Genomic DNA, 19910 nt, shown 5'->3' on the forward strand with positions numbered 1-19910 from the left:
GCGTACCCGCATGATGAAGAAGGGCATGGTGGTGCCGACCGCGCTCATGGTGAGCGTGTTCGTGGTCGGCACGTCGGAATACCTGGTCGCGGGGCTGCTCCCGCAGCTGGCCGCCGACCTGGGGGTCTCGGTGGCCACGGCGGGGCAGGCCGTGACGGCGTACGCGCTGGGCGTGGTGGTCGGCGGGCCTCTGGTGACGATCGCGACCGTGCGGCTGCCGCGCAAGGGGCTCGCGCTGGGCCTGCTGGGCCTGTTCGCCGCGGGCAACGCGATGTGCGCGGCGGCCGGGTCGTACGAGGTGTTGATCGCCGGGCGGGTGGTCGCCTCGCTCAGCCACGCGGCCTTCCTGACCCTGGCGCTGATGGTCACCGCGCGGGTGGTCAGTCCGGAGCGGGTGGGCACGGCCATCGCCGCCGTCGGCGCCGGTTTCTCCGTGGCGACGCTGCTCGGCGTCCCGGTGGGCGTGCTGCTGGGGGAGGACGCGGGCTGGCGGACGCCGTTCGCGGTGCTGGCCGGGCTCGCGGTGGCGGCGCTGGGGCTGCTCGCGGTGGTGCTCCCGCGCCAGGACGCGCCCGCCACGAGCGTCAGGGCAGAGGTGGCGACGGTGATGCGGCGGCGGGTCCTCATCGTGATCGCCACCACGGCGGTCGGGCTGGCGGCCACCTCGACCGTGTTCACCTATCTCGCGCCCGCGCTCACGAGGATCACCGGCTTCACCCCCGCCGGGGTCTCCACGCTGCTGCTGGTCTACGGGGCGGGCAGTCTGGCCGGCGGTCTGGCGGCGGGACGGCTGGCCGACCGCTCGCTGCCCGCCACCGTGCGCGGCACGTTCGCCGGCCTGGCCGTGGTGCTGGCGCTCTTCCCGTTCGCGGTGCCGTGGAAGGCGCCGGCCGTGCTCGTCGTGCTGGCGTTCGGGCTGCTGGCCTCGGCCACCACGCCGGTGTTGCAGAGCCTGCTGCTGCGGCAGGCCGGGCAGGCGCCCACGCTGGCGGTCTCGGTGAACGTGTGCGCGTTCAACATCGGCATCGCGTCCGGCTCGGCGCTCGGCGGCGGCCTGGTCGCCGTGGACGGCCTGCGCTGGCTCGGCCTCGCCGCCGCCGTCCTCAGCCTGGCCGCCCTCGCGATCAGCTACGCCGCGATCCCGCGCCGCGCGGTGCTCGCGGGCTGACCGGCCGGCGCAGGGCGATCACGCGGGCCGCCGCCACCGCGACTCCCGCGAGCGCCGCGACGAGCAGCGTGATCGACAGCGGCGCGGGGAAGTACGTCATCTGCGCCCACGTGACCGTCCGCCCGTTCGTCAGGACCGACACCCAGTCGGGGTACGTGGCCAGCACCACCGCGGGGATCAGCACCGGCACCAGCCGCACCGCCGCGCGCCACCCCCGCCGCCCGGCCCGGCGGGCGGCCCAGCGCCGCGCCCGTGCCGCGCCGAGGGCCCCCAGGCCGGCCGAGAGCAGCGCGATCCCGCCCAGCACCGCCTCGAACAGCTGCCGGTCACCCCCGACCGGCTCCGGCGTCCGCCCCTCGGCGAGCGCCGTCAGGCCGAGCATGATGGCGTACGCGTCGTCGTACAGGGCGGCGCTGTTCGTCATCACGGCGAAGCCGTAGCCGGTCTCGGGGGAGATGGCCTGCGCTGCGGTGTAGGTGAACAGGTTGCCCGAATGCGTGAGCAGCCCGGTGTCCTCGTCCGTCCCCCACCCCATGCCGTACGGGCGCAGCACGGTGGAGCGGTGCATGGTCTCCAGGCTCGCCCTCTTGACCAGCGGCCGGCCGCCGCCGGTCTGTGTGATCAGCCATTTGCCCATGTCGGCGGCGGTCGTGACGACCCCGCCCGAACCGGTGCCGTCGAGGAAGGCGGGCAACTCGGCACGCGGCAGCCAGGCGCCGTAGACGGAGTTGTACCCGTCGGCGACGGCGTCGGCGGAGACCGAGCTGGAGGACATGCCGAGCGGGCCGAACACCTTGTCGCGCAGGTACTCCTCGAACGTTCGCCCGCTCGCCACCTCCACCAGGCGCGCCGCCAGGTCGTAGTTGACGTTGCAGTACTCCCAGTGTGTGCCGGGGTCGGCGGCGAGCCGGGAGTCCGCCAGGCGGGCGGTGTAGTCGGCGAGCGAGGTGGCGCTCTCCGTGGCGGGGATGTCCACGGTGCGGTCCGACAGTCCGGAGGTCTGGTTGAGCAGCTGGCGCACGGTGATCCGGGCCGCCCGCGGGTCCGCCATCGTGAAGCCGGGGAGCTGCTCGGCCACCGGCTCGTCCAGCGCGATCCGGCCGCGTTCGACGAGCGTCATGACGGCCATGGCGGTGAACGACTTGCTCACCGACGCCACCCGCATGGGGGTGTCGGCGGTGACCGGCCTGCCGCCGGAATCATGGCCGTACCCGGCCGCGTGTACCACCTCGCCGTCATGCGTGACGACCACGGAAAGGCCCGGCAGTCCCGTCGCCTCCATCGCCGCGCGCACGTAGGCGTCGAAGTCGGCGGGCGAGGGTTGCAGCGTCAGCGCGGCGGACAAACCGAGCACAAGAGACTTCAAGGATTTCTCCGTTCAAGGGTGATATCGGAGAAACCTAGGGACTCTGGGTGCCGCCGCGGATGGGCCGTCCGTCAGGTCACGACCCTGACGAAAGTCAGGTCTCGGGCAGCAGGCTCGGGAAGGGTTTCTGCACCTGCTGGTAGATCACCGACGTGCGGAACCCGACGATCTCCTTGCGCTTGCTCAACCGGTCGAGCAGGAACGCGTGCAGGTGGTCGAGGTCCTGCACGGCGACGTGCAGCAGGAAGTCGTCCCCGCCCGCCAGCACGAACACGCTGAGCACCTCCGGCATCTCGGCGGCCGACGCCTTGAAGGCGTTGATCACCTCCCGGCTCAGCGGCCGCACCTGCACCGCGACCATGGCCTGCACGCCGCGGTTGAGCGCGGCCGGATCGATGTCGGCGTGGTAGCCGCGGATCACGCCGCGCCGGGTGAGCGCCCTGACCCGTTCGAGACAGGTGGAGGGCGCGACGCCGAGCTGCCGGGCGAGCTCCCGGTTGGACTGCCGCGCATCTGTCTGGAGCAACCGCACGATCGCCGAATCAAGTTCGTCCATGACGCCAGCATGGCAGGCGATTCCGGTCAGATGTTCGGCGATCCGCCATTCATCCGAACAAATGGACTAACTTCGCCGCCATGAGCGGACGTATGGGAACAGCGCAGGGCGCGGCGCTGCTGGTGGGCGCGGTGCTGGGGCCGGGGATGCTGGTACTGCCGCACCTCGCCGCCGACGCGGCGGGGCCGGCGTCCGTGCTGGCGTGGGCGGGCATGCTGGCACTGAGCGTCCCCGTCGCGCTGACGTTCGCCGCGCTCGGCGCGCGCTACCCGGGCGGCGGGGGAGTGGCCGCCGTGGTCGGGCTCGCGTTCGGCCGGCACGCCGCCGCCGTGGCCGGGTGGTGGTTCTTCGGCGCGGTGCCGATCGGCACCGTCGCCGGGGTGCTCGTGGGCGGCGCGTACGTCGAGGCCAGCCTCGGCGTGGACGCCACCCTGGCCGCCTGGCTGATCCTGGCGGCCGCGTTCGCCGCCAACACCGCCGGCCTGCGCACGTCCGGACGGCTGCAGATCGGCCTCGTCGCCCTGCTGGTCGTGCTGCTGGCCACCGCCGTGCTCACCGCCGCCCCGCACGCCGACGCCGCCCGCTTCACCCCCTTCGCCCCGTACGGCGCCGCAGGCGTGGCGGGGGCGGCCGGGGTGCTCATGTTCGCGTTCGTGGGCTGGGAGGCGGCCAGCCACCTGTCGGGCGAGTTCGCCGACCGGCGCAGGGGCCCGCTCCGCGCCACCGTGGTGACCCTCGTGGTGATCGGCCTGCTGTACGCGGGCGTCTCGGTCACCTCCGTCGGCGTGCTCGGCGCCGACATGCCGGACGTGCCGCTCACCGCACTGCTGGAGATCGGCGTCGGCCCGGTGGCGCGGCCGGTGACCGGGGTGGTGGCGGTGCTGCTGACGTTCGGGGCGGTCAACACCTACCTGGCCGGGGCCGGGCGGCTCGGCGCGGCGCTGGCCCGCGACCGGGCTCTGCCGGGCTGGTTCGGGAAGGGCGGGGCGCCGGGGGAGACGCCGTACCGGAGCCTCGGGCTGCTCGCCGTGCTCTCCGTGCCCGTGCTGGTGGGAGGCGATGACCTCGACCTGCTCATGCGGGCGACCTCGGCGTGCCTGGCCGCGGTCACGACGGCGGGCGTGGCGGCGGCGACGCGGATGCTGCCCGCGGGCCGCCACCGGGTCACCGCCGTGGTGGGCACCGTGATGTCGCTCGTCGGGCTGGCGTTCTGCGGGGGCTACCTGGCGGTACCCGCGGCGCTGGCGGTCGTCGCGCTGCTCGTCCTCAAGGCCAACGCTCGCCGTTCCTACAAAATCGGGCTATAAACGGCGCAGGACGTCGTGACGCGGGCAGTACTCCTACCACAAGACGGCGCAACGTCGGGAGAGTGCCATGACCGAGCAGAAGACCGCGCAGGCCAGGACCGAGCTCAAGGCGGAGCAGGCCGGGTACGCGGAGTCCAGGGAAGTCGGCGAGCAGGCACGCGAGAAGGAGTGGACGCGCCCCAGTTTCGGCAGGCAACTGTTCCTCGGTGACTTCCGGCTCGACCTCGTGCACCCCGTCCCCGTCCTGTCCGCCGAGGCGGCGCAGCGGGGCGAGGAGTTCGTCCGGGCGCTACGCCGCTTCCTCGACGCGCACGTCGATCCCGTGCTCATCGAGCGCACCGCGCAGATCCCCGACGAGGTGGTGAAGGGCCTGGCGCAGCTCGGCGCGTTCGGGATCACCATCAAGGAGGAGTACGGCGGGCTCGGCCTGCCCTACCTGTACTACTGCCGCGCTCTCATGCTCGTCGGCTCCTACAGCCCCGCGCTGGCCACGCTGCTGTCGGCGCACCAGTCGATCGGCGTGCCGCAGCCGCTCAAGCTGTTCGGCTCCGAGGAGCAGAAGCGGGAGTTCCTGCCGAGGTGCGCGCGGGGCGAGATCTCGGCGTTCCTGCTGACCGAGCCCGACGTCGGCTCCGACCCTGCGCGGCTGGCCACCACCGCCGTCCGCGACGGCGACGACTACGTGCTCGACGGCGTCAAACTGTGGACGACGAACGGCGTCGTCGCCGACCTGCTGGTGGTCATGGCCAGGACCGGCAAGAAGATCAGCGCGTTCGTCGTCGAGGCCGACTCTCCCGGCATCACGGTCAGGCGGCGTAACGCGTTCATGGGCCTGCGCGGCATCGAGAACGGCGTCACCGAGTTCCACCAGGTCAGGGTCCCGGCCAGGAACCTCATCGGCAAGGAGGGCCAGGGCCTGAAGATCGCGCTGACCACGCTCAACACCGGCCGCCTGTCCCTGCCGGCCACGTGCGCGGGCAACGCCAAGTGGGCGCTGAAGATCGCCCGCGAGTGGGGCAACGAACGTGTCCAGTGGGGGCGCAAGGTCGGCCGGCACGAGGCCGTGGCCACGAAGATCGCGTTCATCGCGGCCACCGCGTACGCGCTGGAGGCCGTCATGGAGCTCACCGCCCGGCTGGCCGACGACCGGCGCAACGACATCAGGATCGAGGCCGCCCTGGCCAAGCTGTACGCCTCCGAGATGTCGTACCAGGCGCTGGACGAGCTGGTCCAGATGCGCGGCGGGCGCGGCTACGAGACCGCCGAGTCGCTCGCGGCGCGCGGCGAGCGCGGGGTGCCGGCCGAGCAGATGTTGCGCGACTCCCGCATCAACCGCATCTTCGAGGGCTCCTCGGAGATCATGCATCTGATGATCACCCGGGAGGCCGTGGACGCCCACCTGTCGGCCGCCGGCGAGCTGATCAACCCCGACGCCTCCCGCGCCGAACGCGCCCAGGCCCTGCGCCAGGCGAGCGCCTTCTACGCGAAGTGGCTGCCCACGCTCGTGGCCGGCACCGGGAACCTGCCCACCTCGTACGCCGACTTCGGCCCCCTCGCCGGTCACCTGCGGTTCGTGGAACGTACCAGCAGGAAGCTCGCCCGATCGACCTTCTACGGCATGTCCCGCTGGCAGGGCGCGCTGGAGCACAAGCAGTCGTTCCTCGGCCGGATCGTCGACATCGGGGCCGAGCTGTTCGCCATGACGGCCGTCTGCGTCAAGGCCGCGGAAGACTCCAAGGACCTCGGGCGCAGGCCGTACGAGCTGGCCGACACCTTCTGCCACCAGGCCAGGCGGCGCGTGGACGGCCTGTTCGAACGGCTCTGGGACAACAGCGACAGCCAGGACGTCCGCCTGGCCGGTTACGTGCTCGACGGTCGTTACACGTTCGTGGAGGAGGGCATCCTGGACCCGTCGATCGACGGCCCGTGGATCGGCGCGCCGGAGGGCGGGGAGAACGTCCGCCGTCAGATCATCTGACGCGCGGTCTAGACCGGTCGTGAGGATTCTTCACCCTTAGTGTTGCCAAACCGAGACGAGCCGGTATAGACCGCCTGCTGAATCCGGGCTTACGCTGACGCAAACGCGAGCGAGCCGTGTGTTCGCGCGCCCCCATCCCCCAGGGCGGGGCAGCCGGCTGGTACGGACCAGCGTCGCCCGCCCGACGAGAAGGCGGTATCTCCAGTGAACATGAAGCTTGTGGGCGGCGCCGCTCTCGGCCTTGCCACGGTGCTGGTCCTGTCCAGTTGCGGCGGCTCGGGCGGCTCGGGAGGCGACACCCCGGCGGCAGGCGACGGCGCGGTCACGCTGAAGATGGTCGCCGCCGACTACGGCGACGGCCCCGGCAAGCCCAACTCGGGCGAGACGTTCTGGAAGGGCGTCGTCGACGAGTTCCAGGCCGCCAACCCCACCATCAAGGTCGACGTCCAGGTCATCAACTGGAACGACATCGACAAGCAGGTCGCCACCATGATCCAGAACGGTCAGGCGCCCGACATCCTGCAGACCGGCGACTACTCCGGCTTCGTCCAGGACGGCCTGCTCCACAAGGTCGACGAGGTCCTGTCGCCGAACGTCTCCGGCGACCTGCTGCAGAAGTTCGCCGACTTCGGCAAGGTCGACGGCACCGCGTACGGCATCCCGTTCGTCTCCTCGGCCCGCGCCCTGTTCTACAACAAGGACCTGTTCAGCAAGGCCGGCATCGCCGAGCCGCCGAAGACCTGGGACGAGCTCAAGGCCGCCGCGCAGAAGCTCAAGGACGCCGGCGTGACGCAGCCGTTCGGCCTGCCGCTGGGCCAGGAGGAGGCCCAGGGCGAGTCGTTCCTGTGGATGCTCGGCAACGGCGGCGGTTACAAGGACGCCTCCGGCAAGTGGGCGATCAACTCGCCGCAGAACGTCGAGACCTTCACGTACCTGAAGGGCCTGGTCGACGCCGGACTGACCACCCCCAACCCGGGCACGAAGGACCGCAAGACGGTCTGGGAGGACTTCGGCGCGGGCAAGGTCGGCATGGTCAACGGCGGCCCCATGTCGATCCCGATCTTCGATGCGGCCGGCCTGAAGAACTACGGCATCGTGCCGATCCCCGGCAAGACCGGCCCGCTCGACACCACGCTCGGCGTCATGGACTGGATCATGGCGTTCAACCAGAACGGCCACGCCGCGGAGATCAAGAAGTTCTTCGACTTCTTCTACACCGGCGACGCCGCGCAGAAGATCTCCGACACCTACAAGCTCCTGCCCGTCACCAACGGCGGCATCGAGAAGCTGTCGGGCGACGAGAAGCTCAAGCCGTTCCTCGACGCGCTGCCCAACGCCAGCTTCTACCCGTTCCAGGACCCGGCCTGGACCTCGGTGAGCCAGTCGGTCAAGCAGACCGTCGGCGGGGCCGTCGAGGACGACCCGGCCGCCGTCCTCGGAGAGCTGCAGAAGACCGCCGAATCGGCGGCGAGCTGATCCATCGGGACCCCGGTACGGCCGGCGCCTTTCGTGGGCCGGCCGTACCGTCCCTCGAAAGGTGTCTGATGTGAGAAGGTTGCGCGCCCTCGAACCCCTCGCCTGGGTCGGGCCCGCCATCGTGCTGATCGCCGTGGTCGTGATCTGGCCCGTGATCGAGATGGTCAGGTCCTCGTTCCTGGAGATCAGCCGGTTCGGCGTGGTACGCGGGTGGGCCGGCTTCGCCAACTACGACGAGCTCTTCGCCGAGAAGGACTTCGCGGACATCATGGTCCGCAGCGTCATCTGGGTGGTCGCGGTCGTCGTGCTCACCGTGGTGATCTCGCTGGCCCTCGCCCAGCTGTTCAACCAGCGCTTCCCGCTGCGCAAGGTGGCCCGGTGGGCGCTCATCGCGCCGTGGGCCGCGTCTGTGCTGATGACGGCGATCATCTTCAAGTGGATGCTCGACCCCGAGGTCGGCGTGATCAACCAGATCCGGCTGAAGCTCGGGCTGATCGACGCGATGGGCGGAGCCGCGGCCGACCAGCTCGGCAACGCCTCCACCGCCATGCCGTGGCTGGTGTTCGTGGCCGTCTTCGTGTCGGTGCCCTTCACCACGTACGCGCTGCTGGCCGGTCTCGCGACGATCCCCGGCGACGTGTACGAGGCCGCCAGGATGGACGGCGCGGGCCGCTTCCGTACGTACTGGTCGATCACGCTGCCGCTGCTGCGCCCCGCGCTCACCGTGGCCGCCCTGATCAACATCATGAACGTCTTCAACAGCTTCCCGATCATCTGGGCGATGACCCACGGGCAGCCGGGCTACTCCACGGCCACGTCCACCATCTTCATGTACATCCTCAAAGGCTCCGACATCGGCGAATCGGCCGCCATGTCCGTCATCAACTTCGGCATGGTCATCGTGCTGACCGTGATCTTCCTCAGGGTGTCGCGGTGGAACAAGGAGGTCGCGTGATGGCCGTCGACACGATGCCGGCGAAGGCCCGGCCGCGACCCCAGGCCCGCCCCGACCGGGGGGCGCCGCGCCGGATGCCGAAGCTGAAGACCGTCGTCATCGCGGCCTCCGCGTACGTCATCGCGTTCCTGTTCCTGTTCCCGTACCTGGTCATGCTGCTGACCTCGCTGCGGTCGCAGGGGTCGCTGCGCGACGTGTCGTTCTGGCCCGACGAGTGGGTGTGGTCGAACTTCACCGGCTTCTGGACCAGCGGCCTGGCAGGCAACCTGTGGGTGACGATCAAGGTGGCCGCGGGCTCGACGGCGCTCGTGCTGCTCGTGGCGCTGCCGGCGGCGTACTACTCGGCCCGGCACCGCTTCCGCGGCCGCACGGCGTTCCTCATCCTCGTGCTGATCACCCAGATGTTCCAGCCCACCGCCATGGTGGTCGGCATCTACCGCGAGTTCTTCCAGTTCGGGCTGGTCGACTCGATCTGGTCGCTGATCCTCGTCAACGGCGGGTTCAACCTGGCGTTCGCGGTGTGGATCCTGAACGCGTACTTCTCCTCGATCCCGCGCGAGCTGGAGGAGGCCGCCTTCATCGACGGCAACGGCCGCTTCGGCGCGTTGTTCCGGATCACCCTGCCGCTGGCCATGCCGGGCGTCATCACCGCGCTCATCTTCACGTTCATCGCGGCGTGGAACGAGTTCGTGGTCGCCCTGACGCTCACCACGTCGACCGAGAACCAGCCGCTCCCGGTCGCGCTCAACTCGTTCATCGGGCAGTACCAGGTGGACTGGCAGAACCTGTTCGCCGGCTCGGTGATCGCCACCATCCCGGTGATCATCCTGTTCGCGCTGATCGAGCGGAAGGTCGTCAGCGGTCTGACCGCCGGCTCCATCAAGTAGGCCCGCCCCTTCCCGGGGCGGGCGGCTCAGCGCTGCTTGGGCACGCGCGCCACGCAGAACACCGTCTGCCCGAACGGCACCCGGAAGAAGCGCTCGATGAGCCGCGTCAGCGGCACCACCGTACGGTCGTAGATCTTGACCAGCCGCGGATCGGGGTAGCCCACGCCGCCCCGGCGCACCGCCACCCACCAGGCCAGGCCGCCCAGGAAGTTGATCGGCTTGAGCACCTCGACGTCGAGCCCGGCCCTGGCCACCGTGGCGCGCAGCGTCTTCGGCGTGTAGCGCTGGACGTGGCCCACCTTGCGGTCGAAGTCGCCGTAGAGCTGCATGTAGCCGGGCACCCAGATGATGATGCGGCCGCCCGGCAGCGTGACCTTGGCCAGCGAGCGCAGCGCCTCGGCGTCGTCCTCGATGTGCTCCAGGACGTTCATCATGACGACCGTGTCGACCTTGTCCTCCAGCGGGATGTCGGTCGGCAGGCCGAACTGCAGCACGCTGATGTCGTCACGGTCGGCGAAGCGCTTCTCCAGCTGCTCGACGCAGTAGGGGTCGAAGTCGCTGACGACGAGCCGGTCGAGCCGCGGCAGGAACTGCTCGGCGAAGTGGCCGAGCCCCGAGCCGATCTCCAGCAACGAACGGCCGACGTGCGGGGCGACCATGTCGAACTCGTACTGCCGGTAGTTCCTGGCCTCATCCCCACCCAGGTGGTTCTCCAGGGCCTCGTCACCGGCCGCCGGTTGCACTACACGGTCATACCCAGAAGACATAATCCCGTTCCTTCGAAGGCCTGGCGGATTGCCCGAGTCTAATGCCCCGGGCAGGGGCCAGGCTCACACGATCGGTCAAACACCCTTCCCTGTACGGCCTCTTTTGCGGTGGAATCTGTCTCGCCATGGACGACGACGAGGCCATCGCCCGTTCGCTCGATGGCGACTTGGCCGCCTACGAGGCGCTGGTCGCCCGCTACAGCGCGCTCGCTCACCGGACCGCCACCATGCTGGGCGCCGGCGACGAGGCCGAGGACGTCGTCCAGGAGGCGTTCGTCAAGGCGTACCGCCACCTGGCCAAGTTCCGCAGGGACGCGCCGTTCCGGCCCTGGCTGCTGCGCATCGTGGCCAACGAGACGCACAATCTGACCCGTTCACGTGGCCGCCGCTCCGACCTGACGCTCCGGCTCGGCGCCACCGCCGACCCGGCCGCTCCCGACGACCCGGAAAGCGCGGCCCTGAGCACCGACCGCCGCACCCGCCTGCTGGCCGCCGTACGCGCCCTGCCCGATCGGGAACGTCAGGCGGTCATCTGCCGGTACTTCTTGCAACTGTCGGAGGCGGAGACCGCCCAGGTGCTCGACTGGCCCATCGGCAGCGTCAAGTCCAGCACTCACCGCGGACTGGCCCGACTGAGGGAGGAGGTGGGCAATGAACTCACATGATCCGCACAACGATCTCGAGGCCGAGCTGACGGCACTCGGCGACCTGATCGACGTACCGGCCCCGCCTCCTGCCGACGTCGCCGCCGCCGTCCGCGCCCGCCTGACCGCGCTGGACTCCACGGACTCCACGGACTCCACGGACTCCACGGACTCCACGGACTCCACGGACTCCACGGACTCCACGGACTCCACGGACTCCACGGACTCCACGGACACCGACGACAATCCCGCCGTCTCCACAGCCACCCCCGCCCGACAGCACCCGGAGGATCCCGCCGGCGCGGACGCCCCGCTTCGCGGCAGCTCCCGGGCGCCGGGTCGGCGAGTCGATGGGCGGCGGCCTTCGGTGCGGCGTGGTCGGCGGAAGAGGTGGACGATCGTGGCTGCGGTGGTCGCCGCCGTCCTCGCCGTCATGGCGGCCACCCCCCAAGGCCGGGAAGCCGTGGCGCGGATCCTGCGGTTCGCGGGCGTCGAACTGCGGATCAGCGAAACTCCGGCTCCGGCCGTCACCGCCACCGCCCCGCTGCCCGGCGAGCGCACCGTGCCCCCGTCCGAGCTCCCCAGAACGTTCCAGGTCAGGACCCCCGCCGCGCTGGGCGAGCCCGAACGCGTATCGGAGGCCGACGGCGGCAGGGTCGTGTCGATGTTCTGGCCGGACGGCATCCGGCTCGACCAGTTCGAGGGCGGCCTCGACCCGATCTTCTTCAAGAAACTGACCCCGCTGCCCGCCTACACCGAGGTCTCCGGCCGTACCGCATGGTGGATCCCCGGGGAGCACCCGCTCGGCTACCTCACCCGCGCGGACGGCACAGAGATCCCCCTGCGCCAGGCCGCCCCCACTCTCATCTGGCAGGACGGCACGCTCGACTACCGCCTGGAGGGCGTACGCACGATGGCAGAGGCCGTCAGGATCGCCGAGTCACTCAGGTGAGGCCTGCCAGTCGTCGATGCCCTTGAGCAGCTCCTTGCGCACCGACTCGGGCGCCGCCGACGACCGTACGGACTGGCGGGCCAGCTCGGCCACCTCCCGGTCGTCGAACCCGTAAACGTCGCGAGCCAGCTCGTACTGCCGCAGAAGCCGCGTCCCGAACAACAACGGGTCGTCGGCCCCCAGCGCGATCGGCACCCCGGCGTCGAACAGCCGCCGCACCGGAACCAGTTCGGCGCTCTCGGCCACCCCCAGCCCCACGTTGGACGTCGGGCACACCTCGCAGCAGATCTGCCGGTCGGCCAGCCGATGCATGAGCCGCTCGTCCTCCGCCGCCCGCACACCATGCCCGACGCGGTCGGCGCCGAGGTCGTCGACGCACTGCGCCACGCTGCGCGGCCCCATCAGCTCGCCGCCGTGCGGCAGCGCCAGCAGCCCGCCGCGCTTGGCGATCCTGAACGCCCGCTCGAAGTCCCGGGCCTGCCCGCGTCGCTCGTCGTTGGACAGGCCGAAGCCCACGACGCCCTTGCCGGCGTACTGGGTGGCCAGCCGGGCGAGGGTGTTCGCGTCGAGCGGATGCCGGGTGCGGTTGGCCGCCACGACCACCGCGATGCCGATCCCCGCATGCCGGGCGGCCTGATCCACCGCGTCCAGCACGAGCTCCAGCGTGGCCGTCAGGCCGCCGAACCGCTGGGCGTACCCCGACGGGTCGACCTGGATCTCCAGCCACCGCGAGCCGGCCGCCACCTCGTCCTCGGCGGTCTCGCGCAGCAGCCGGTAGACGTACTCGGGGCGGGTCAGCACGGACCTGGCGATGTCGTACAGCCGCTGGAACCTGAACCAGCCGCGCTCGTCGGTGGCCCGCAACTTGGGCGGCCAGTCCTCCTCCAGCGCGTCGGGAAGGTGCAGCCTCTGCTCCCTGGCCAGCTCGATCAGCGTCGAGTGCCGCATCGAGCCGGTGAAGTGCAGGTGAAGGTGTGCCTTGGGAAGCGCGTGCAACGGCCTTGCCATCCGCATATCTTGCCACCTGGCCCTCGCCGAGTCGGCCGGTTCGCAGGTCACCGGCAACCAAGCGAACGCATGGTATGGACGCGCCCAAGATTGGGGATCAAGCAGGAATGATCGCCGAGGGGCAGAACATCGGGCAGGGACGTCGCGCGGCGCTCGCGGCGCTCGCGTTCGCGGTGACGGCACTCATCATCTACGCGCTCTTCTCCTCCGGCTTCGGGCGCCCGCCGCGCGCCCCGATGGAGACACCCCCGCCGGTCGCGGTCCCGACGCCGTCCACCACTCCGTCACCGGACCGGCCGGCCGCCGCCGGAGCGGCGGAACCGAGCCCGATCGCGGTCGTCTCCGACCGCTTATGGCTGACGTACCTGCCCCGCGGCCTCGAACGCAGCGGCGGCGGCACGATCGAGCCCACCCCAGGTGCGGAGGGCGCCCGCGCCCGGTACGGCTCCGCCACCAGATTTGTCGAAGTCCAGGTCGAACACGGTACGGTGGCCGCCGACTGGGACGGCTTCCGCGAGCGGATCACCGTGCTCGACTCCCGCGCCACCACCGTGCGGGGCAAACCGGCCGTGGTCGGCAGGCACCCCGACGGCGGGCGCGTGCTCGCCTGGCTCGAACGTCCGGGCACGGGCGCGTGGATCAGGGTCAGCGACTCGCTCAGCGGCGAACTCGTCCGGATCGCCGCCTCCGTCAGGGCTCCTGTAGGAGACTAGGGAGCCTTTTCCGGGAACCACTCGCGTACGGGGGGACGATGCGGCGGCCGGCGGTGATGCTCGTCATGTGCGTGTTGGCCCTGCTCACGGCGTGCGGCGGCGGCCACGCGACGCCGCGCCCTGAGGTCACCTGGGCGGCGCACACCCCCGACGTCACCCGTGAGGGCGTCACCCTGTCGTGCGACGGCTCCGAGGTGCGGCTGCCCGCCATCTCCGGCCTGGAGGAGGCGGGCTCGTTCGCCCGCCTCGACTCACTCAGACGGCCGCTCGAGGTCGAGGGCAGGATCTGGAAGGAGAACGACGAGCGCGTCTACGTCGGCGTCGTGTGCGGCGTGCGCAGGGCCGAGGAGTTCGCCACGCTGGTCGCCAGGTCGCGGCTGACGGTCTACGAGGGCAAGCCCGCGCTGCGCTGGGTCACGCGCACGGGCGTGCGCAACTTCATGTGGCTGGAACGGCCGGGCACCGCCGTCTACATCGGCGCGACGCCCGGCCTCGCCACCGAGGTGAGGCCGATCGCGAACGACATCACCTCGGGCTGAGCTCAGCGTGCCTCGGCGAGCAGCTTGCCCAGCCGGCTGACGCCCTCGGCCAGGTCGTCGTCGCCCAGCGCGTACGACAGCCGGAAGTAGCCCGGGGTGCCGAAGGCCTCGCCCGGCACCACCGCGACCTCGGCCTCCTCCAGGATCAGCTCCGCCAGCTCTCCCGACGACTGGGGCCGCCGGCCGCGCAGCTCCTTGCCGATCAGCTCCTTGACCGAGGGATATACGTAGAACGCCCCCTTCGGTTCCGGGCACAACACGCCCGGGATCTCGTTCAGCATCCGAACGATCGTCTGCCGGCGCCGGTCGAACGCCGTACGCATCTCCGCCACCGCCGACAGGTCACCGGAAACCGCCGCCAGCGCCGCCATCTGGGCGACGTTGGAGACGTTGGAGGTGGCGTGGGACTGCAGGTTGGTCGCCGCCTTGACCACGTCGGACGGGCCGATCAGCCAGCCCACGCGCCAGCCCGTCATCGCGTACGTCTTCGCCACGCCGTTGAGGATCACGACCCGGTCGCCCAGCTCGGGCACGGCCGTGGCGATGCTGGTGAACTCGGCGCCGCCGTACACGAGGTGCTCGTAGATCTCGTCGGTGACGACCCACAGGCCGTGCTCGGCGGCCCAGCGGCCGATCGCGACGGTCTGCTCGCGCGAGTAGACCGCGCCGGTCGGGTTGGACGGCGAGACGAACAGCAGCACCTTCGTCCGCTCGGTGCGCGCGGCCTCCAGCTGCTCGACGGTCGCGAGGTAGCCGGTGGTCTCGTCGGTCACGACGTCGACCTGCACGCCCCCGGCCAGCTTGATCGCCTCGGGGTAGGTCGTCCAGTAGGGCGCCACGACCATGACCTCGTCGCCCGGGTCGAGCAGCGTCGCGAACGCTTCGTACACGGCCTGCTTGCCACCGTTGGTGACGAGGACCTGCGCGGCCTCGGCCGCGTAGCCGGAGTCGCGCCGCGTCTTGGCGGCGATGGCCTGCTTGAGCTCGGGCAGCCCGCCGGCGGGTGTGTACTTGTGGAAGCGCGGGTTGCGGGCCGCCTCGACCGCGGCCTCGACGATGTAGCCGGGCGTCGGGAAGTCGGGCTCGCCCGCGCCGAAGCCGATCACCGGGCGCCCGGCGGCCTTCATCGCCTTGGCCTTGGCGTCCACGGCGAGCGTGGCGGACTCGGAAATCGCGGAGATTCTGGCGGAGATGCGAGGTCGGGTGGACATGTGTCCATGCTCCCACGAGGGGCTCGTACGCACGTGAGCTGGGCGATCGGATTCGAGTTCGACGTAACGGGGAATCACCCGTATGCTTTCGCCTGGTCCTTCCGCCTCAAGTCGCTGAGCGGTTCGGTCCGGGCAGTGAGTCGATCAGGGTAGTCTGGTCAACGACATAGGGCACTGGCGCAATTGGTAGCGCACCGGTCTCCAAAACCGGCGGTTGGGGGTTCGAGTCCCTCGTGCCCTGCGAGTGCGGTCCGCGCAATAATTGGCGTGTAAGCGCGCCGCAAAACTGCGTTGGATACGACAGATCAGGTGAGGACTGTGGCGATCGACACGCGCGGCGAGACCGCGGACAAGCCCAGTGGCGAAAAGAAGACGCGCACTTCTCCTGCCCTCTTCTATCGGCAGGTCGTCAACGAGCTTCGCAAGGTCATCTGGCCGACACGCAAGGATCTGATCACCTACACCACGGTCGTTCTGATATTCGTCCTGATCATGGTCGCGATCGTGTACGGGCTCGACGCCGCCCTGGGATGGGCGGTCCTCCGGATCTTCGGCTGACCGAGACGCCGCCGGTGCACGCCTGACGGAGTCGCCATTCGATTCGACGATACGACGAAAGAGGAAGAGTCACCGTGTCCGATTCTTCAGTTCCGGCGGAGGACCCCCGCGACGAGTGGGGCGACGAGCTGGAAGAGGCCACTGAGGAAGCCGCCGAGGCGGCTCTCGAGGAGGCCGGGGTCGCGGAGAGCGACGAGGCGCCCGATGCCGAGGCGCCCGCCGTCGAGGACGGTGCCGTTCTTCCCGACGTCGACCCCGTCGAGGAGTTCAAGACTTCGCTGCGCGGCCAGCCCGGTGAGTGGTACGTCATCCACTCCTACGCCGGCTACGAGAACCGCGTGAAGTCCAACATCGAGAGCCGCAACGTGTCGCTCAACATGGAGGACTACATCTACCAGGTCGAGGTGCCGACGCACACCGTCCAGGAGTTCAAGAGCGGCAAGAAGGTGCCGGTCAAGGAGCGCGTGCTGCCCGGCTATGTGCTGGTGCGCATGGAGCTGACCGACGAGTCCTGGGCCGCCGTGCGCAACACGCCCGGTGTGACCGGCTTCGTGGGTCTGTCCAACAAGCCGAGCCCGCTCAGCCTAGACGAGGTCGCCAAGCTCCTGGCGCCCGAGCCGAGCGAGGAGACCAAGAAGGCGGCGGCCAAGACGGCCACCGGCCCGACGGTCGAGTTCGAGATCGGCGAGTCCGTCACCGTCATGGACGGCCCGTTCGCCACGCTGCCCGCCTCGGTCAGCGAGATCAGCCCCGAGTCGCAGAAGCTCAAGGTGCTCGTCTCCATCTTCGGCCGCGAGACTCCGGTCGAGCTCTCGTTCAACCAGGTCTCGAAGATCTAAGACGATCACATACACTTAGACGTTCGGTCGGCCGCCTCTCGCGAAGGGCGGCCGCCGACATGTCCGGGCCGCGCCCGCGGGCCGGATGCATCGCTATCAGGACCCGGAGAAGGACTCATGCCTCCGAAGAAGAAAATCGCCGCACTGGTGAAGGTCCAGCTCCCCGCTGGCCAGGCCACCCCGGCGCCGCCGGTGGGTACCGCCCTCGGTCCCCACGGCGTCAACATCATGGACTTCGTCAAGCAGTACAACGCCGCGACGGAGTCGCAGCGGGGCAACATCATCCCCGTTGAGATCACCATCTTCGAAGACCGCAGCTTCACCTTCGTCACGAAGACGCCGCCGGCGCCCGAGCTGATCAAGAAGGCCCTGGGTCTCGACAAGGGCAGCGCGGTCCCGCACCGCGACAAGGTGGGCAAGCTCAGCCGCGAGCAGCTGCGCAGCATCGCCGAGACGAAGATGCCTGACCTCAACGCCAACGACATCGAGGCAGCCGAGAAGATCATCGCCGGCACCGCCCGGTCGATGGGCATCACGGTCGCCGAGTAGGACCTTTCCCAGAAGTCGTGGGAGGGCCGCCAGCCGGCCCGCACACCACTAGGAGTCAAGAATGCAGCGCAGCAAGGGCTACAAGGACGCGGCCGTCAAAGTCGACCGCGACAAGCTCTACACGCCCGTAGAGGCCGCGAAACTGGCCAAGGAGACGTCGAGCACCAAGTTCGACGCCACCGTGGAGGTCGCGCTCCGTCTGGGCGTCGACCCTCGCAAGGCCGACCAGATCGTGCGCGGCACGGTCAACCTTCCGCACGGCACCGGTAAGACCGCCCGGGTCCTGGTCTTCGCGACCGGTGACCGTGCCGAGGCGGCCCGCGAGGCGGGTGCCGACATCGTCGGCGCCGACGAGCTGATCGACGAGATCGCCAAGGGCAACCGGCTCAACGAGTTCGACGCCGTGGTGGCCACGCCCGACCTGATGGGCAAGGTCGGCCGCCTCGGTCGTGTCCTCGGCCCGCGTGGTCTCATGCCCAACCCCAAGACCGGCACCGTGACGCCCGACGTCGCCAAGGCCGTGACGGAGATCAAGGGCGGCAAGATCGAGTTCCGTACCGACCGGCAGGCCAACCTGCACTTCATCATCGGCAAGACGTCGTTCGACGAGCGCCAGCTCGTGGAGAACTACGCCGCCGCGCTCGACGAGGTGCTGCGTCTCAAGCCGTCGGCCGCCAAGGGCCGCTACCTGAAGAAGGTCACCTTCTCCACGACGATGGGCCCGGGCGTCCCGGTTGACCCCAACGTCACCCGCGGACTGACGTCCGAGCTGGAGAGCTGACCCTCCCACCAGCACAGAAGGCCCCCGCCCGGTTTTCCCGGGCGGGGGCCTTTTCCATTCCCGACTTCCACTCGACCCCTCCGCCCCGGCCGCCCGGCGAACGTCGTCCTGCCCGACGCCGCCGGGCCGTCGACGGCCCGGCGGCGTCGGCAGACACCGCACTCGCTTCAGGACCGCATCCGCTTCCCTGCGACCGCCGCCCCGCCCTCGTCTCGGACTCCTCGTCGCGGCTTTGCGCCGCCTTCTGGGCTCGGACTGCTCATGCGCCATCCTCTGCGTCTGGAGCATCTCTTCGCCGGGATCCTTCGGGGAGCTCGGGCTGCTCGTTAGTGAGCTCTGCGCCGTCCCCTGGAGCCGGAGAGCCGGTCTGGGCGGCGCCGAAACTCCTTGGGAGCACCGTCCTTTCGGTGGCGGGGCACAGCCGTGGGTCCGCGCCCTCCTCGATGGGTGCCGACCTCTCGTGGCTTCACCGGGCGTGGTGCCGTACAGGAGGGTTCTCACCGTTCTCTGGGGCGGCTCCTCGTAGTCAGACATGTGTGACAAGTGAGGTTGACGCCTACTTGCCAGACAGACATCCGGGGGTTTTCCGGCATGTCAGCCATGTCAGGTGCACCGCCTCGGGCTCGACCAGTCCACCCCCGTGGCCGCGGCAGTACGACAAGTACAAAGCGATCCGGCCCGCGTACGTCTTCTCCGCGTGGAACGCCCGACCCGCCGCGTGAGCCCCGCCAGATACGCGCACGCCTCGACTTGTAGTCCGGGGTCCTCACCACCCACGACACCGACTCGTCGGCGGCCACCGCCCGCTCAGGCCGGAAGCACGGAGGGGACACGGCCGACGTCGATGTGCTGCCGCGGGAGACGTTTTGAGTGGTGGGGGGCGGGGTTCGACCGGTTCCGCGGCTCCGGCGAGTCGGCCGACGCTGGACCTGGCCGATCTGGGTGCCCGGGGGCAAGAGCGGCAAGCCCGGCGACCTGATCATCTCGTTCGGACTGACCAGGCCCGTCCGCGGCGCCCAGCGTGCGTGCCCCCACACGATGGGCGCTTCGCATGCATGGCCCACGGGCCGGCCACCCTCGGGTGGCCGGCCCGGGGATTCTACGGGTGGCCATCGTGCTGCGGCGGTGACGTCAACGTCTCGCCTTGACGCCGGATGCGCCGCGCGGAAGGGAGCGTGCGCTGTGGCGCCTTACCGTGACCGGCGTTTCGGGACGAACCCGCCCGGCAACTCGCGAACGTTTTCGCGCAGCCCGGCCCCCGAGACGCGCTCGCCGCGTCCCCGCTTGCGACGTGCCCGCGTGACGCCGCCGCACCGACGTGGTCGGCATCGCCCCCGGCCGATCAGCGATCATCCGGGCCGGGAGCATCGTCATGTCCGACCCTCTGCGGCTCGCAGTGGCCCGCCCCTTCTCACCTTTCGGGTGCTCAGCGGGCGCTGTTGCCGGGGTGGCGGCGGGCTCGTATCGGCGTGCCGCCGTGGCCGGCCGTGCTTTCGCCATTGGCGTAATGGGGCGAGTAGGCGCCTGTCGTGCCCTCTGAGCGCGCGCTGCGCCTTCGGGCCGTTCGGTGGGTGGGCGTTGCTGTGCTTGGACGGCGTGTTTCCACCCGTCGTGGCCGTTGTGGTGGGGATGGTGGCGGCGGTCAGGTCCGGGGAG

At 70.2% G+C, this 19910-nt stretch carries 19 protein-coding genes and 1 tRNA gene; 15 read left to right on the forward strand and 5 right to left on the reverse strand.

Translation table 11 applies throughout. From position 1 onward, the window contains the following. Positions 1-10 precede the first annotated feature (10 nt). On the forward strand, positions 11-1168 hold the full coding sequence (locus E1286_RS17055) for an MFS transporter (RefSeq protein WP_246074919.1): 1158 nt from the start codon (positions 11-13) through the stop codon (positions 1166-1168). On the opposite strand, the gene E1286_RS17060 is transcribed toward E1286_RS17055, so the two are convergent. Together E1286_RS17060 and E1286_RS17065 are read right to left on the reverse strand one after the other, a co-directional pair. Then, positions 1125-2534: a serine hydrolase domain-containing protein gene (locus E1286_RS17060; RefSeq protein ID WP_246074920.1), complete on the reverse strand. Its 1410-nt coding sequence runs from the start codon at positions 2532-2534 to the stop codon at positions 1125-1127. The two genes, E1286_RS17055 and E1286_RS17060, sit on opposite strands and share 44 nt — an antisense overlap. Positions 2535-2628: 94 nt before the next feature. After that, on the reverse strand, positions 2629-3090 hold the full coding sequence (locus E1286_RS17065) for an Lrp/AsnC family transcriptional regulator (protein ID WP_132613606.1): 462 nt from the start codon (positions 3088-3090) through the stop codon (positions 2629-2631). Between the two features lie 80 nt (positions 3091-3170). Between E1286_RS17065 and E1286_RS17070 the strand changes: the two genes are divergently transcribed. From E1286_RS17070 to E1286_RS17090, 5 genes are all read left to right on the forward strand, one after another. Next, positions 3171-4397 (forward strand): APC family permease, encoded by a 1227-nt coding sequence (locus E1286_RS17070; RefSeq protein WP_132613608.1) that lies wholly within the window; start codon positions 3171-3173, stop codon positions 4395-4397. A 67-nt stretch (positions 4398-4464) separates the two neighbouring features. Continuing rightward, complete coding sequence (locus E1286_RS17075; RefSeq protein WP_132613610.1) at positions 4465-6375, forward strand: acyl-CoA dehydrogenase family protein; 1911 nt, start codon at positions 4465-4467, stop codon at positions 6373-6375. A 210-nt stretch (positions 6376-6585) separates the two neighbouring features. Next, positions 6586-7851 (forward strand): extracellular solute-binding protein, encoded by a 1266-nt coding sequence (locus E1286_RS17080; protein ID WP_246074921.1) that lies wholly within the window; start codon positions 6586-6588, stop codon positions 7849-7851. A 70-nt stretch (positions 7852-7921) separates the two neighbouring features. Then, on the forward strand, positions 7922-8806 hold the full coding sequence (locus E1286_RS17085) for a carbohydrate ABC transporter permease (RefSeq protein WP_246074922.1): 885 nt from the start codon (positions 7922-7924) through the stop codon (positions 8804-8806). After that, positions 8806-9693, forward strand: coding sequence for a carbohydrate ABC transporter permease (locus E1286_RS17090; protein ID WP_246074923.1), 888 nt, complete (start codon positions 8806-8808; stop codon positions 9691-9693). Before E1286_RS17085 ends, E1286_RS17090 begins: the two co-directional genes overlap by 1 nt. Before the next feature lie 26 nt (positions 9694-9719). Here the strand turns inward: E1286_RS17090 and E1286_RS17095 are convergent, their stop codons facing one another. Continuing rightward, positions 9720-10436, reverse strand: coding sequence for a class I SAM-dependent methyltransferase (locus tag E1286_RS17095; RefSeq protein ID WP_246074924.1), 717 nt, complete (start codon positions 10434-10436; stop codon positions 9720-9722). 149 nt (positions 10437-10585) lie between these two features. Between E1286_RS17095 and E1286_RS17100 the strand changes: the two genes are divergently transcribed. Further along, the gene (locus E1286_RS17100; RefSeq protein WP_132613614.1) at positions 10586-11125 is read left to right on the forward strand and encodes an RNA polymerase sigma factor; all 540 of its coding nucleotides are present in this window, start codon (positions 10586-10588) and stop codon (positions 11123-11125) included. After that, positions 11112-12056 carry a hypothetical protein gene (locus E1286_RS48855; RefSeq protein ID WP_187368178.1) on the forward strand — a complete coding sequence of 315 codons (945 nt, stop codon included), beginning with the start codon at positions 11112-11114 and terminating at the stop codon, positions 12054-12056. Before E1286_RS17100 ends, E1286_RS48855 begins: the two co-directional genes overlap by 14 nt. Here E1286_RS48855 and E1286_RS17110 read toward each other — a convergent pair. Next, complete coding sequence (locus E1286_RS17110) at positions 12045-13064, reverse strand: adenosine deaminase (protein WP_132613616.1); 1020 nt, start codon at positions 13062-13064, stop codon at positions 12045-12047. The genes E1286_RS48855 and E1286_RS17110 overlap by 12 nt on opposite strands. 107 nt (positions 13065-13171) lie before the next feature. On the opposite strand from E1286_RS17110, the gene E1286_RS17115 reads away from it, so the two are divergent. After that, positions 13172-13777, forward strand: coding sequence for a hypothetical protein (locus E1286_RS17115; RefSeq protein WP_132613618.1), 606 nt, complete (start codon positions 13172-13174; stop codon positions 13775-13777). Positions 13778-13815: 38 nt separating this feature from the next. Continuing rightward, entirely contained in the window at positions 13816-14316 is a 501-nt protein-coding gene (locus E1286_RS17120) for a hypothetical protein (protein ID WP_132613620.1), read from the forward strand. Between the two features lie 2 nt (positions 14317-14318). Here E1286_RS17120 and E1286_RS17125 read toward each other — a convergent pair whose 3' ends face one another. Further along, positions 14319-15527, reverse strand: a complete 1209-nt coding sequence (locus tag E1286_RS17125) for a pyridoxal phosphate-dependent aminotransferase (protein ID WP_132613622.1) — start codon at positions 15525-15527, stop codon at positions 14319-14321. Positions 15528-15695: 168 nt separating this feature from the next. On the opposite strand from E1286_RS17125, the gene E1286_RS17130 reads away from it, so the two are divergent. From E1286_RS17130 to rplA, 5 genes are all read left to right on the forward strand, one after another. Continuing rightward, positions 15696-15768 (forward strand) — tRNA-Trp (locus E1286_RS17130). 77 nt (positions 15769-15845) lie between these two features. Continuing rightward, on the forward strand, positions 15846-16085 hold the full coding sequence (gene secE, locus E1286_RS17135) for a preprotein translocase subunit SecE (protein WP_165969768.1): 240 nt from the start codon (positions 15846-15848) through the stop codon (positions 16083-16085). Positions 16086-16159: 74 nt separating this feature from the next. Further along, entirely contained in the window at positions 16160-16924 is a 765-nt protein-coding gene (gene nusG / locus E1286_RS17140; RefSeq protein ID WP_132613626.1) for a transcription termination/antitermination protein NusG, read from the forward strand. Between the two features lie 117 nt (positions 16925-17041). Then, positions 17042-17473 (forward strand): 50S ribosomal protein L11, encoded by a 432-nt coding sequence (rplK, locus tag E1286_RS17145; protein ID WP_111185044.1) that lies wholly within the window; start codon positions 17042-17044, stop codon positions 17471-17473. 61 nt (positions 17474-17534) lie between these two features. Next, complete coding sequence (rplA, locus tag E1286_RS17150; protein WP_132613628.1) at positions 17535-18254, forward strand: 50S ribosomal protein L1; 720 nt, start codon at positions 17535-17537, stop codon at positions 18252-18254. Positions 18255-19910 lie beyond the last annotated feature (1656 nt).

Origin of the sequence: Nonomuraea terrae (assembly GCF_004348995.1) — a bacterium.
GTDB classification, from domain to species: Bacteria; Actinomycetota; Actinomycetes; order Streptosporangiales; family Streptosporangiaceae; genus Nonomuraea; species Nonomuraea terrae.